General features: G+C 68.3%; 9 protein-coding genes and 1 pseudogene. 1 reads left to right on the plus strand and 9 read right to left on the minus strand.

Annotation, left to right across the window (positions count from 1 at the left end; translation table 11 throughout):
• Positions 1-427: 427 nt before the first annotated feature.
• From ACN27C_RS20300 to ACN27C_RS20325, 6 genes and pseudogenes are all read right to left on the minus strand, one after another.
• Positions 428-818 (minus strand): annotated as a pseudogene (locus ACN27C_RS20300) (IS110 family transposase); the annotation flags it as partial.
• Positions 819-1176: 358 nt separating this feature from the next.
• Positions 1177-2358, minus strand: coding sequence for a S1 family peptidase (locus ACN27C_RS20305; RefSeq protein ID WP_162959073.1), 1182 nt, complete (start codon positions 2356-2358; stop codon positions 1177-1179).
• 1769 nt (positions 2359-4127) lie between these two features.
• A complete protein-coding gene (locus ACN27C_RS20310) occupies positions 4128-4541 on the minus strand; it encodes an IS110 family transposase (protein WP_358177664.1) in 414 nt (137 codons plus the stop codon).
• A gap of 78 nt (positions 4542-4619) precedes the next feature.
• Positions 4620-4787, minus strand: coding sequence for a hypothetical protein (locus tag ACN27C_RS20315; protein ID WP_358177667.1), 168 nt, complete (start codon positions 4785-4787; stop codon positions 4620-4622).
• A gap of 63 nt (positions 4788-4850) precedes the next feature.
• Positions 4851-8639 carry a hypothetical protein gene (locus tag ACN27C_RS20320; protein ID WP_422747409.1) on the minus strand — a complete coding sequence of 1263 codons (3789 nt, stop codon included), beginning with the start codon at positions 8637-8639 and terminating at the stop codon, positions 4851-4853.
• Between the two features lie 51 nt (positions 8640-8690).
• Positions 8691-9941 (minus strand): aminotransferase class III-fold pyridoxal phosphate-dependent enzyme, encoded by a 1251-nt coding sequence (locus ACN27C_RS20325; protein WP_358177673.1) that lies wholly within the window; start codon positions 9939-9941, stop codon positions 8691-8693.
• Positions 9942-10048: 107 nt separating this feature from the next.
• Between ACN27C_RS20325 and ACN27C_RS20330 the strand changes: the two genes are divergently transcribed.
• Positions 10049-11926, plus strand: coding sequence for a hypothetical protein (locus tag ACN27C_RS20330; RefSeq protein WP_422747411.1), 1878 nt, complete (start codon positions 10049-10051; stop codon positions 11924-11926).
• Between the two features lie 83 nt (positions 11927-12009).
• Here ACN27C_RS20330 and ACN27C_RS20335 read toward each other — a convergent pair whose 3' ends face one another.
• The 3 genes from ACN27C_RS20335 to ACN27C_RS20345 form a co-directional block, all read right to left on the minus strand.
• A complete protein-coding gene (locus tag ACN27C_RS20335) occupies positions 12010-12843 on the minus strand; it encodes a PIG-L deacetylase family protein (protein WP_422747413.1) in 834 nt (277 codons plus the stop codon).
• On the minus strand, positions 12836-13795 hold the full coding sequence (locus ACN27C_RS20340; protein ID WP_162959078.1) for an N-acetyl-alpha-D-glucosaminyl L-malate synthase BshA: 960 nt from the start codon (positions 13793-13795) through the stop codon (positions 12836-12838). Before ACN27C_RS20340 ends, ACN27C_RS20335 begins: the two co-directional genes overlap by 8 nt.
• 76 nt (positions 13796-13871) lie before the next feature.
• On the minus strand, positions 13872-14111 hold the full coding sequence (locus ACN27C_RS20345; RefSeq protein WP_120569332.1) for a DUF6137 domain-containing protein: 240 nt from the start codon (positions 14109-14111) through the stop codon (positions 13872-13874).
• Position 14112 lies beyond the last annotated feature (1 nt).

Consider the following 14112-nt stretch of genomic DNA (forward strand, 5'->3'; position numbering starts at 1 on the left):
GTCCAAGGTGTTCACCTTGATGGTGAAAGTGCCATTCGGTTCGCGCCCTCAAACCCTTTCCGCTCCAGCTCCGACCAATTAGCGCGCTGGCTGCCGTGATCCGGGGGCGGTGTCTCTATAGGTTTGGTCTAGCGGGGACGGGGTCGGTGGGCCGTGGCCGGTAGGGATTTTGTCGCGGAGCATGGCGTATAGGACCTCGCAGCGGCGTCAGGTGGGTGGGTGTTCGCCGCGGATGCTGCTGCCGGAGCGTCGGGTGACGGGGCCAGCCTGGCGCAGGCGGCGAGGTGGCCGGGGGTGGCGCAGGACGTCGTGGAGGCGTTCGGCGAGGGCGGGGCAGGATCGTCTCCGGCGTGGTGGTGCCGGGGGCGGTGGCGGGTCTGCTCGTCGAGGGCGCTCATGATCTGCTCGACCAGGCGTTCGCCCATGCGGCGGTATCGGCGATTATGTAGGCGTCACGGGCGTCGGTCTTTGCTGTGCTGGGGTGCAGGTCCGTGATGCGCCGCATCGCCAGGCCGGGCAGGTAGGCCGCCTGATGCCCCCGCCGCCCGCGCCACCGCGACCGGCGGGGCGCCGATCGAGGTCGGCTGGTCGACCACCACCAGCACCCGTCCCTGGCAGGCCAGCTTGTCGAACAACTGCCGCAGTCGCGCCTCAGTATTCGGCAACGCCGCGTCGTGTAGCCGTCTACCTTCCGGAGCCAGCTCGACCGTGTGGTGGCCCTCTGTGCCGACGCCCAAGCCGAGGTAGAGGCCAATATCCGTCGCGTACCAGACGCGCCTCCACGCATCGTCCGTGGTCTCGGCCGCTGGTCTGAGCATCGCACTGCCGGCAGCCATGGTACGAAGAGATCAACCCCACGGGCGGCCGTGCCCCCTCTCAAAGGTCCACCGACGCCACCCCGACCGGCGCCAACACCCCCGGATCATCGCAACGACAGGGAAGGAAGTCATACCGGACCGACCGACCAAGGTCCCCGGCCGGGAACAATCAAAAGGCAACGGGGGTGCCGCAAATTGAGCGTACGCTTAGCCTCCGCCCGACGGCAGGAGGGGGCCCGTAGGTGTAGGGCTGGGGGAGCAGGGGTGCTAAGCACTGGCCAGGGATGGCTAGGCAAGCTAGGTGTCGCCTAGCCATCCCTGTCGGGCTGGCCTTTCAGAGATGTCAGCCGGCCTGGAATCAGCCAGGCAGAATGTTGACACCCCACCGCCGCAAGGCCCGCTTGACGGGTTCATGGATCATGCCGCAGCCTGAATTGGGTCCACCACTCAGGATGCCGTACGCCAGAGACCCGTAGTAGACGCCACTTCCGCTATCTCCCGCTGCCACGCAGGCGGTGCTCCACGTCATGCCGGTCAGTGTCCGCCCCGGGTAGTAGACCGTCGCGTTTGTCTGAGTGACCTCCCCGCAGGTGTAACCGGTCGTTGATCCTTCCTTGCAAACATACTGCCCGACATAGTCGGTGCCGTAGGACCTGATTGACGTCTGCGGGAAGACCCAGCCCCGCGGCTGCCACCACCCCGAATCTTCGATCCGGACAACGGCCGAGTCGCCGTAGTAGCCGAAGTCATACCCGGCCGCCGACCCGACGTACTGGTTGCCGTAGCTGTACGTCGGGACGTAGAACGAGTAGCCCATCTCCGCGCAATGCCCGGCGGTGAGCATGTAGTAGGAGCTTCCTGAATATGTCATGAAGGCCGAGGTGCATCGCCCGCCGCCCATGTAGACAGCCACACCAGACCTCAGTGGGGGGTCGCAGGCATACTGGTCACCACAGTACAGCGGGACGGAAGGGTGCTTGTATGTCCCAAGCCGTACGGCTTTCGTGTAGCGCTTCGTCGCCCATTGAACGACGGCCTGCTGGGCAGGCGTCAGCTTCTTTCCCTCTGGGAGATCGATCTGCACGCTGTTAGCCTTGATATCCACGAAGGACTGAAGGCCGTTTCGAGCGCCCTTGTTGGCTGCGCTGATTCTGCGGGCGATTTCCTCCTGTATGTCTTCCAGTTCAGATTCGGCACGCGGGACCGTAACTGTAGTCGTGTCGGCAAGACCGCTTGCGGTCGCGGCTGCGGCAACTTTGTTTGCGGTGACGGTGCGTTCTCCGGAAGAGCTCCCCGTGAGGGCCACGATCAGCTTGCCTTGATTTTTCTGGTCGATCCATGCACCACCGAAGCGCTTGCTGAATTTCTCGCGCAGGTCACCTGCCAATCGCAACTGAGATTCCTGGCGGCTGATCCTGCGAGTCGCCTCTGCCTCCGAGACTCGGTAGTCCCTAGCTAGCTGGCTTGCCGCGCTGACAGCGTGCGACGAACGATCAGTGCCGCTGGAGAGCACATTGCTCAGGGCTGATTCCGCGGGCATGACGGGGCTTGCTTGTGCGGCCCCTGTGGCCACTGCGGCAGAGGCCGCCGCAAGGACCGCTGCAGCAGCTACCGCCGCAGCTCTGTGGCTCAAGGAGTGATAGCTCATGCTTCACCTTCGATCTGCTTGGTGTTCTGCGCCTGTCGAGACTGGCTGGCGTCGCGCGTTGCGGGATCTCCCTTCTCCTGCCGCAGGGCCAATCGCATCGTCATGCGTAGATGGCTCAAATCAGGTTGGTCCCGTCACGTCGCCCTCGACTACTACGAAGTGGTGATAGGACTGAGCTATCGCGCTGCCTGCTTGGCGGTACGCCGCTCTAGTCCGGCTGCGATGCCGGCGCTGGCGCCCAAGCTGGGCAAGATGGACGCCTGGGAAGCTCCGTGATCATGGCTTGGGATCCAACGCCCGTTTAATCCCGTCTCGGGCGACAACCGTGAGCGCAGAACGTCAACGTTCTGTTCGTGGGACGACATTCGGGATGAGCGTGTGTTCATGGCCTTGTCCCAGGCGGCGGGTGGCCGATCGCGGCTGGGGCATCGCGGATTCTTCATCCTCCAGCGGGACGCCTCGATGCTTGTGACGGGCGACGTCGGGGCGGCGATGTCAATGATGGCCGCTCTGAGCTCCGCACGGCAGACGCGCTGCGCTCGTGCTGACCCGCGTGGTTGGGCGGTGTGAGCGACTTGTCGGCGCTCGATGGGGAGGCGCTATCCCGGCGAGCGCACGGGGCCCATCGTGGCGACGAAGCCTACGCGCATGGCTCGATGCCCGCTGTGCGCCCGCTCAGCGCCGGAGGATGCGCGTCCGCCCCATGCTTTGCCACCGCTTACTAACGGGCCGAGCGCGGCACAAGGGGCGGCAGGGCCATCGCTCCGCTGTTCGGCGACCCGTCCGTGACCACGATCTCCGATCAGGCCAGTAATGGACCGACGGCTGCCGCGCCGTGTGCTGCAGGCGGGACCTTCGAGCGCCGATGGCGTACCCATCTCGGCTGCACCATCGGAACCAATGTGTGAACTTTGGCGGTCCACACATCCTGACGATGACTCTGGTACTCGCCACCTCCCATCATGCGCAAGCGGCGACTGGCGCCTTTGCTGCTGTCGTTTGTGAGGAGGAGCTCGCGTTGGGAGGGCTATCCCGGGCGGGCATAGCGTCCTACACGTTGGTGTGTTCGACACTCATCTGAGTATGATATTGAGCCGAGGGAAGCGCTGGTGAGGCGCGGTTCCGCCGTTGGTGCGATCGCCCGAGATGGCGGTGACGTCACTCTCGGCGGTGAGCACCTCCGCCCGGAAGCTGAGGGCGAAGAATAGCGGGGCGCCCGCTCGCATTCGACCGGTCGCCCCGCCACGCCCGGAACGCGTCTCTCCGCCACCGCCAAACGCTCCGGTCCTCTCTCCCCAGAGTGAGGCAACTCATGGTGCAGCCATCTGCTCGGATTCACTACCCGATAGCTCTATGCCATCTGCCTATAGATTCTGGCTCAGTTGGTGGGCTGTGTGCGTCATCGACGCCCGCGGCTGGCGGCCACAACAACACGGAGCGAGCCCTACCTGCGGAGAAAACGCCACTGCCGCCGAGACCTCCTAGTCAAGGTCGGGACTCCTCCGCCGTCCCCTCGAATGTCAGCCCACGCCATGCGTAGCCGAGGCATGAAACCGATCTTACTGGCCTTCGCGAGATGCGATTCCCGGATGCGGGCCTGTGGATCTGACGGCACCTCTCTGTGTCAAGGCGTTGGCAGGAGAGAGGTCCCGCGTCTTTGATCATGGTGCGGTAGACGACGTCTGACAGGCGGCGCGTGGCTTCCCTGTGGGTTTGCCTGCGGTCCGTTTGCGCTGGTCGTAGTCCCGGCCCGGGGTCGCTCGTTTGATCTGGGCCATGGCCACAGCGCGCAGGGTGTAGTTCAGCTGACGGTCGCCGGCGCGTGAGGGTCCATGGCGTTGGACGTCACCGGATGACACTTCTATCGGTGCTACGCCGCTGTACGAGGCGACCGCGGACTCCGACCGGAACCTGTTGACGGTGCCGGAGCGGGCCAGGATCTTCGCGGCGGTGACGTCGCCGATGCCGTGCAGATCGGTCAGTGTGGCGCTGGAGGACGCGACCGCCGCGGACAGTGTTGCTGTTGCCTCGGCGATGCGCCGGTCGAGGCGGCGCAGCTTTCCGAGCAGTTCCACGGCGACCTGGCGCATAGTGCGGGCCAGCACGGCCCGTGGACTGATACTGCGCAGCGCAGCGGCCCGTGCTGTCGGCGGTCAGTCCGCGGGACAGGTCGGCGGAATGAGCTGTGCCAGCAGCGCATGCAGCCGGTTGACGATCTGGTGCATGACCGCAATCCTGACCAGGCTGGCCGACGCTCCATCGTCCGGGATCGCCGAGTACACCGCTGCTCGACTCAACACCGCCGTGGTGGATGAGGCCATCGCCGCCCTGCGATGCCTCACCGAACACCGCGATGACCTCGTCCGCAGCGCCGATCGCACGGTTCAGACCGCTGAAGCGCGGACTCCCGGTTTGGTGCGGATGTCGCACCGCAGCCGCCCGCCGACCGCCACTACAGCCGCCGACAGCGGCACTTCCTGCCGCGGGTCGTGCCCGTACGGCACGACCTCCAGTTCGGCCACGAGACCAGCGAGCAGCCCGGCGTTCTCCAGCACATCTGCGTACCGATGCACCAGGAACTGCTTGCAGCGGCGATACGACCGGGGCTCCATCGCAACCCTGCGGGCTACGTCCACCGCGTTCGCCTCCGACACCACCAGCCAGGGCGCCCGGCGCAGTAGCAGCCCGTCGCCGCCGGACCTGCTCTCGAATGCCTGCACCATCTCCTCCCGTACGTCTGCACGGGGCAGCACCGCTGCGGCCAGCACGTCCACCCAGCCCGAAGGGGCCGCAGCGGCCACCGCCGCCACCGCCGCCTCCGGGAACCGGGCGGCCACCAGCAGCGCCAACTGCTGGACGGCGTTGTATCCCGCGATCCACTCGTCGGGGTCCGCCGTGCCGACCAGCCGCCGCCAGGCTCCGTCCAGCCGCCCCAGCGCGCCCTCCGGCCCTTCGACGGAGGCGGCCATTACCTCTGCGCGGATCCGCGCATCGGTGCACAACGTGCCGATCGCGGTGCCCAGCGGCAGCGTCTCCAGCGTCTCGAACAGCTCCGTGTCGTCGTAGACGAGTCGGTAAGCGACAAGCGCCCGGAACGCCTCCGCCCACTCCGGCTCGCGGAACGCCCCCTCCAGGTCCGCGACATCCTGCGTCGGCACGTAGGAGAAGTCGTACGAGCCGTCGAATAGCGTCCGGAAGATACCGAGCGCCAGCGACATCTGAGCGAACGTGAACTGCTCGGCCCCGGCCGACGGACGGGCCTCGACGCGGAGCGTCCACGTCCCCGCCAGCAGCACCCGCTCCCAGCGGAACACCAGCTCGGGGAACCACGTACCGCAGCGATCCAGCAGTACAGCAAGACCAGTCAGCCGCCCAATCTCCGCTTGGGTGACATCCGGCGGCTCCGTCCACTCGCCCTCCACCCGGTCGGGGCGGAACATCAGGCTCGCCTTGTGAATGCCGAGTGGGACGTCCAGTTCGATCGCGTCACGCGTGAACCGCAACAATTTATTGCCTCCCGGCCCGAACCGGTCCGAAAGGCGCTGCAACTCCCGGACTCCGGCTGGGGCCCGCTCTGCGGGGTAGCGGGCGGTCCTGTCCAGCAACCACTGGTGCAGGGCGTTGTGCAATTGGTGCGGATTGCCCGGCCCCTTCTCGCTGTCGACCATCACGCCCTCGGCAGCCATATCCAGCAGCCGTTCCCACGTCTGGTCCTCCTTCAGCGCGAAGTCGCTGGGAAGGGCCGCCTCACGCCAGCCCGCGATCCATACGCCGAAGCCCGCGACCGCACGCTCCTCCCGCGGCGACAGCCCGAACTCCCTCACCAGGTCAAGCCACTGAGCCAGCACATCGAGGTAGGCACGGTACGGTCCGGGCTCCGGGCGGTCCACCAGCTCCAGCAGCAGCCGCTTGAGAGTGCTGTCGTACGCCTCGATGAGATCGTTGCGGGTGAGGTCCAGCAGCACTGCGTCGCCGCCGCCACGCCAAGCAGCGGCGCTCTCGTATGCCCGATACGTGTCGTTCAGAGCCCGGCCGCGACGGACTGCGTCCCCCGCATCGGCGCCCGACAAGTCGACCCGGCCACGTTCCACCGCCAGGTACAGCGCGGCGAACTCCTCATCTTGCGCAGCCAGGTCGAGCAGCCGGTAGATCTCCGCGGGCGGCGCCGATGAGCGCGTTGCGAACCGGCACAGCGCCTCGGTGCGGGCCGCGTCCTCCACCGGCAGCGCGGCCACCACGCGCGCGATGACAACGTCGCGCTCCTGAGTGGTGTACACGTCCAGAGCGCGCATGGCCGCTGCCAGAGCCTCTGCTGCCGCCAACAGGCCCAGTGCAGCCTCCGTACCCGCCGCGCCCTGGACGCCGCCTGCGAGGACGAGCGCCGTGGAAACCACGCTCTCCAGCGCCGCGTCCGACACCGTGGACGACGTCTCCAGGTGAGCCAGGGCCACCGCCAGCCGTACGTCGGGGGTCCCCGCAACAGCCGCCGCGAGCCTCTCGGGCGCCGCCGAGGCGCAGCGCGGCAGCACCGCAGCAACGCCTTGGGCATCCGATGCCCGTGTCGCGGCCAGCCCGCGCACATACTCCAGCGCTGCCTCCGGCAACAGGTCCGCCGCCCGCGCCATCGACAGGCCTCCGGCGAGCAGAGCCTCTGCCGCGCGCGCCACGAATGCGGGTGACGACACCTCTGCGCCTCTCCTGACGAACGTGTCCGGCGCCGGGAGGAAGCTGTTCAGCAGAATCGTGTCTCGCACTGGCGGGGGCAGGTGGGGCAACTCGTATAGGTGCGTGACACCGGGCATCAGTGCGGGTCCCAGTGGATGCCCGTCGCGGCCTGCTGCGGCGACTGCCTCCGCGCCATGGGCGGGCACGAACAGCAGCTGGCAGCCTTGCGGCATGGCTGACATGCGCCGCCTGCAGGTCTCCACCGCAGGCGGCCGGCCGACGCCGAAGTAGCACTCCTGCGTCCATGGATCGGCCAGGACGTACGACGCTGTTTCCGGGATGTCCTCCGGGCGGCCCCGCAACACGGCCACGCCCTCCTGACGGAACATCACCGCCGCGTGCTCGGCGGGGCTGCCGCGCTCCACCAGCACGTGGCCAAGCCGTGCTCGCTGCTCGGGGTCGAGGCGCAGATAGCGGCTCCAGGCGTCCTCCAACCGCACCGACGTGAGGAACGAGGAGGCGACCACGCGGCGCGGCGACACGAGGATGTCAACAGGCGCGGCCACACAAGCGTCTCGCCATCTGTCCCGGCAGGCGTCTGTAAGAACGTCCAGCAATGGCTCTGGGTCGAACGCGGCGGCCGACCGTACTTGGACCAGCCTGGTCCGCATCGTAGCCACTTGTCGCAGCAAGGCTCCATGCCACAGCGTCGCACCGATCCGGCCGGTCAGCCAGGCCAGGCTGTTATCGCCGGCGCCCAGGCGCTGCGCCGAGGCGAAGCCGAATCCCAGAGTCAGCTGGCCTACGAGCCGCCCGTCCGTGGCGAGTTCCGTAAGGGCTGTGATGGACACCGTGCCGGCGTCTGTCTCCAGCACCCACTCCGAGTCCACCCTTGGCATGCCGAATCGATGGTGAAGGTGCGTGAGCAGGCCGACCAGGCCGGTGATGTCGTCCTCCGCGAGCAGCGGTGTCTCCGACACGGCGACAGGCGGGTTCGCCGCCCGACCGGTCGTCTCGACGAGGGGCTGGACGAATGCGGTGATGGGCGACGGACGGTATGACTGGTCCGCCAGCCGCTGCTGCGCAATGGAGTGCTCGCTGTACCCACTGAAGACGACCGCTGCGACTGCGGCGTACAGGTCCTCGGCCCGGCGGCACACCAGGCTCTCGTAGCCACCTGCGTTGACGTTGTCCTCCTGGTCCTCCACACCCGAGCTGCGGACGATCCAGGGGGCGTCGCCGCACACCTCGCGCAGCTGTTCGGCGAGGCCGGGGCGCCGACCCTTCAGGAAGGCGGAATAACCCGCGACGTGTTCTTTCACGGACTTGCCCTCCGAGCCCGCCCGCGCCACGTACTCGTGCGCGTCGGCAAGGTCACATGGATACACAGGAAGGGCTACCGCGCTGAATTCAGGGTCACGGTGCAGCATCATCAGCCGGGCGCATTTGGCACCGTATCTTTCCTCAAGGGTGTCATCAGGTTTCTTCTCGGAAATCTCAGACCACATTGGGGATGCCTCGCTTCCTTTTCGGTCCTGCGGTGGAATCGGGCCGCGACGTCAGTCGTCCAGCAGCCGCGCCAGCCATCTCTCGGTCGCTTCCCGGTCACGCTCGGTCTCACGCAGGCCGTCCATCACGTTCCACGCGGCTCGGTAGCGGGCCGCGTCACTGACCGGCCCTGATCCGGCGTGCTGTGTGAGCCGGTCGCACACCCGCGTGAACCGCTGCTCGGCGTCCGTCACCACGGCGTCATCGAAGGCGGCGGAGACGGCCTGGTTGTCTCTTTCGTAGAACAGCAGGCCTTCTGCGTTGGCGGCCCGATAGAAGTCGTCCTCCAACTCCTCGGAGGCGGGGACGAACTGGAAGAAGGTGCCGTCACCGGCGATCTCGACGGGCAGCGACGCGTCCGTGAGCGCCTTGCGCGCATGGCGCAGGAACCGCTCGCCGGCTTCACGCACGGCCTGCTGCGGCTCGCCGGTGGCTACCCGGCGGAGGGCGACGGCCGCCGCGGCCAGGATCGTCGGCTCGAAGAAGGAGGTGAACGAAACTTCCTTCAGCGGACTGAGCAGCGCGCGCGGTCCACCGGCCGCCGACAACGCGTGGCCGTTGGCCATGCCCTTGGCCACCACCCAGACGTCCGGGGCGAGTATTTCCGCTGTGGACAGACCGGGCGCGTAGCGCAGGCCCACCTTGACCTCGTCCGCGATCACAATCACCCCGGCCCGGGAGCACAATCGCCGCACTTCTCGGCACCAGGCGGGCGACAAGTGCATGTGGTCGGGCGATACGACCACCGCGGCGACCCGCTCCGGGGTGCCCAAAAGTTCCTCGAGGAGCCCCAGGTCGAAGAAGAAGTCCACCACGCCGTCCGCGTTGGGCTCCAGCAGCGTCCCGGACGGGTACCACATCGGGTCATAGCCGTGGTAACCGCAGCTCAGCAGTAGCGGCCGGCCGGTAGCCTCCCTCACGGCCAGCACCGCCGCCCGCACCGCCGCCGTACCGGACCGAAACAGCCCTACCACCTCACCGCCGCACAGTGCGTGTAGCTGCTCCAGCACCACATCGACTAGAGGGCTCCAGCCGGTGGCCGAACCGTCCACACCGGTCGCCGCCCGTGCCACTGCGTCGGCAATGCTGGGGTCGCCGTGCCCCAGAAGCGTCGATCCGCGGGCGTTGTCGAAATCGATCCACCGGAAACCGGATTCATCAGCCACATAGGCTCCGGAGGCTGAAACGAAATTGCGCGGACGACCATTCGCGTCGCGCGGACATGTGGGGAATTCGGCCAGTAGGGAAGGGCTTTCCGTCATCTTTCACCTCACCGCAAATACATGGTTGCAAATAAGGGCGACCGGGCGCAGAGTGTGGGGTAGTCCAGGCGTGAAAGCGCCCGAACAGTGACCTGCACTCGGGAGGAATGGACGTGATGACAGCCGGCGTGGCACTGCCCGCTCTGCATCGTGATTTCGTGGACACGGTCCGGCGGGACGGGAGCACGGCAGCCCTGCACGCCTGCGTGTGCTTCGCCGAGCAGCTGCTCTCCGACACTACCGCGGCCGCGCCAGCGGTCGACGCCGCCGGTCTGGCCCCTTTGATAAAGGAGCTGCGCGAGCTGTGCACGGTGCTCGCTCGCGACATGGCTACCGACCCGGCCGCACCGGCTCGTGCGGCAGACGAGCGGATCGCGGTGGTGAAGCGCGCGCTGGGCCGGGCCACGGCCGTCGTCGAGGTGGTGTGGCGCTCCGCCGCCGCACGCCGGGGCGAGCGCACCGCGGCCCTGCTGCGGCACGCCGCCGACTGGAAGACCCCGGAATGCTACGGCTACGACCTCGCCGACCCCGAACTCTCCCTGGCCCAGGCCGCCGACTGGCTCACGACCCGACCCGGGCACGAGCCCGTCCTCGTCGTGGCTGTCCGCACCGGAGGCTCGTACCTGGCGCCCTTTTGGCAGGCCGCTGCCGAGGACGCCGGTCGTGCGGCGGGGCCGTGGCACAGTGTCCGTCCTGTGCGCGCCGAGGGCGGCATTATCCTCCCCGAGGCCGAGTTGGCCGCGCTCCCGCCGGAGCTGCCGTCCGGGACGGTCGTCGTCCTGGTGGACGATCAGCCGGACACCGGGGTCACCGCCAAAGCCGTACGCGACTGTCTTGCCGAACGTTTCCCCTCGGTACGGGACATCACCCTCGCGGCGCCGGGGCGGCTGTACGATCCGAACGGACCCGTCGTGAAGGTGCTGGCCGAACGCCCGGTGGTGCGCAACGGCACGGACCGCCTCTGGCAGCACGCCGACGCGGGCGACATCGTCCGGCTGGCCGACCGGGCCCGTTCGGCAGGGGTGCCCCTCGCCTCCGGCGGCGTCCACCGCTCCATACCGTTCCGGGGCCCCTTCCTTTCCACGTACGGCACTGTTCCGGCCTCTGCCAAGGATGGCGGCGCCCGCCGCATCGACCCCCGCACGCGCCCATTCAGCCTGGTCGTCGATGGTGACATCCGCGGGCAGGACCAGGCAGCGGCGTACCACTTCCGGTTCATCGGAACCGGGCCGCACGGCCTGCATTGCTACCGCGCCCTGCGCGCCATGTCTGAACTGCTGCCGCCCGGCCTCACCTTCGTGGACGGCTATCTGGTCACTCCTCATGAAACCGGCCTGCAGCCGCTGCGGGAGAACCTGCTCAGTCTGACGGAGCGCCAGCGGCGGCACGTGCTCGGCGCGGTCGCCCGGTCCTGGCATGCGCTGCGCAGCCTCGGCGAGATGGGCCGCCCTGGTACAGACGCCGTCTACGACCCGCGGGAAAGACTCGGCCACGCGCTGCGGCAGCTGCGCGACCGGATGCGCCGCTCTCTGGCCGTGGATGACACCTGGCTTACCCGCCACGTGCCAAACCGGGCACTGCTCGGAGGGACCGACGGCGTCCTGTTCCGCACTCCGCTTCCCTATGGGCACGGATTTTGGCACTGGCAGCTCACCGGCACCGAAGATGCCGGAGCTGCACCCGCGTTGCGGCGGTTCGGACTCGACTGGATCTGGGGCGGCGGCGGCTGCCTGGAGAGCGAGATCGCCTCCTTCACGGTCGAGAACCGGCTTGATGGCCCCGCTCGGGACCTCCTGCGCGAGGCAGTGGGCACCGTCATGGGCGACACCCGCGCGTTCGACGCGGGGCTGCGGCTGTGCGGCGAGGCCCTGTACTGGAACATCAAGACGTGGCTGCGGCGCTGTCCCGTCGTCAGCGGTGCCGCAGCCGACCGCATCGAGGCCGAACTCGCCGCGCAGGCAAACTACGTAGTCGGGCTGGGCTGAGCCCCGGCTCAGGGGACTGCCAGGCCCGAGCTCGGCTCCACCGAAACGCCGAAGGCCCGGGACACGTGACCCGCCGTGCCCGTTCACCGCCCCTCCGCCGTACTGGCCACGGTCCACACCCGCTCGGCCTGGGGCGTGGCGGCCGTGACGACAGGACCAGCCGGCTCCACATGGGTCCGGGAAGCCGCTGCAGTGCGACGGGCGTGCCGCAACGTCTCTCGCACACACTCGTCGTCGGTCTGGCTGCTGTACACGTGCATGCCGCGGACCTTCTGCTCCACCACCTGGGAGATGTCGATGTCGGTGTAGGGCAACAGCCCGCGGTCGTTCCGCAGTGTGCGCTCGACGTCCGCCAGCTCGTGCTGACCTGCGTAGGGCAGGTCCTCGTAGAACAGCACCAGAGTGCCCTCCCGGACCGCACCGCGCACCGCACCGTGCACCAGCAGGTGGTCGATGTGGTTGCCCACGGCTGCCGGGGCCAATACCGTGTCGGCACCCGACGCACGGACCGCGGTCGCCACAGCATCCTCCACCGCCCCGCGCAGGTTGTCCGTGTCGGCCGGCGACGAGATCTCCGCCTCATCGTCGTAGCCGCGCAGGCTCGCGTCGTCGAACCCCAGCGGCTGATAGTCCGCCAGGCCGCGCAGCCTGCAGTAACGCAGCTCCTCTTCTCGACGCTGGGCGCTGATGATGCGCGTCCCTGCACGCCGCAGCCGCTTCGGTAGCGCCCACGCGGACCGGGTGAACACCGTCATCAGCGTGGCATGCGCCGGCCGGCCCACCGTGGCCAGCAGCCCGCCACACGAGTACGCCACGTCGTCCGGGTGCGGCGAGACCAGTAGTGTGCGCCCTTCCCGCAGCCGCGCTGCCAGGCCCCGGCCCGGCTCTTCGGTCGCCTCCCATACGGGCTCACCCATCAGACCGTCCCTCCTGGATGACCTCGGCGTACCGGGCAGCCACGTCCCGCCAGCCCGTTGTCAGCCGCGGCTGGGGCGCCAGCGTCCGGTTGTCCGCCAGCACCCGGTCCAGCAGCGTGTCCAGGGTGGGGGCGCGCAGCGACGCGAACTGGGGCAGGTTGCCCCCCTCGCCCAGCGTGGCCACCGGCACGCCGAGTTGGACGGCCTCGGCCGCCGCGAAGTTGAACGTTTCGTGGAACACCGACGGCAGCAGGAACAGTGCGGCGCCGCCGAAGACCTTCTCCCAGTCTGTGCGGATGTCATACGTGTCGAACATCTCGATCTTCTGGCCCGCCTCTCGCTGCGCGTGCACCAGTTCCCTGGCCTCGCGGCCCCGCCGCGACCAGGTGGCGAAGATGACCCGCAGCGGCACACCGGCGCCGATCAGTCGACGCAGGCAACGCTCTGCGTCGGGCGTGTCGATCTTGCCGAGCTGGAGCACCACCGGCCCGGATGGGTCGTGCAGCTCCCTCGCCGGAACGTGGTCGGCAGCCCAAGGGATGACCGACCGGCGCCGGAAGCACCAGGTCCAAGGCAGATCCCGAAGGAACACCTCGCGCATCGGACCGTCCGGGTGCGTGCCCCGCGCAGGGCACGAGTCCTCCGTGGTCGCGCCCGACGCGGCCGGTTCGGAGGCGTGCACCGGACACGGCCGCGGCGTGGACAGGTCCACCGACAGCCGACTGACGTCGTGCCAGATCCGTACCGTCCGGGAGTGCAGCCCCGGCAGCCGCCGCCATGCGTCGCCCCCGAACAGTGCGCTCTCCACCAGGGGGAACACCGCGTCGACTCGGTCCCGCTCTACGCGCGCCGAGAGCGCGTCCAGGTCGGCTTCCCCCGACTCGCGGTAGAACTCCGCGTCGACGTCGGCCTCGCGCAGCGCACGCCCAAGGTGCCACAGGGCTGTCTCCACCCCACCCCACGACAGGGAGTCGAAGCCCTCGTCGTAGATCTCGAACAGGGCTCTCGCCGCTCGTCGGCTCGGAACCTCAGACATGGTCCGCCTCCGGTGAGCACCGTGTGATCGCCGCCGTCACCCGCGCCACGAGGTCCCGCACCACGAACCGCCGGCCGGGCTCCGACCGGAGGGAGAGCGTGCAGTCGAAATAGCCCTCCAGCCGGTTGACGATGTTGACGAACTCGCGGTCGTCGACGTCCACGAACCCCTGGGTGACGATGTCACCGGCGTCGTCGCCGGTCTCGTCACTGAGGCACTTCAGGACGAGCATG

Source organism: Micromonospora sp. WMMD1219, from assembly GCF_049315215.1.
GTDB lineage: Bacteria > Actinomycetota > Actinomycetes > Mycobacteriales > Micromonosporaceae > Micromonospora > Micromonospora tulbaghiae.

Excerpts from the sequence above, each read along its gene's own strand:
- ACN27C_RS20305 (WP_162959073.1), bottom strand. The coding sequence starts at position 2,358 with ATGCCCGCGGAATCAGCCCTGAGCAATGTGCTCTCCAGCGGCACTGAT.
- ACN27C_RS20315 (WP_358177667.1), bottom strand. The coding sequence starts at position 4,787 with ATGGCCTCATCCACCACGGCGGTGTTGAGTCGAGCAGCGGTGTACTCG.
- ACN27C_RS20320 (WP_422747409.1), bottom strand. The coding sequence starts at position 8,639 with ATGTGGTCTGAGATTTCCGAGAAGAAACCTGATGACACCCTTGAGGAA.
- ACN27C_RS20325 (WP_358177673.1), bottom strand. The coding sequence starts at position 9,941 with ATGACGGAAAGCCCTTCCCTACTGGCCGAATTCCCCACATGTCCGCGC.
- ACN27C_RS20330 (WP_422747411.1), top strand. The coding sequence starts at position 10,049 with ATGGACGTGATGACAGCCGGCGTGGCACTGCCCGCTCTGCATCGTGAT.
- ACN27C_RS20335 (WP_422747413.1), bottom strand. The coding sequence starts at position 12,843 with ATGGGTGAGCCCGTATGGGAGGCGACCGAAGAGCCGGGCCGGGGCCTG.
- ACN27C_RS20345 (WP_120569332.1), bottom strand. The coding sequence starts at position 14,111 with ATGCTCGTCCTGAAGTGCCTCAGTGACGAGACCGGCGACGACGCCGGT.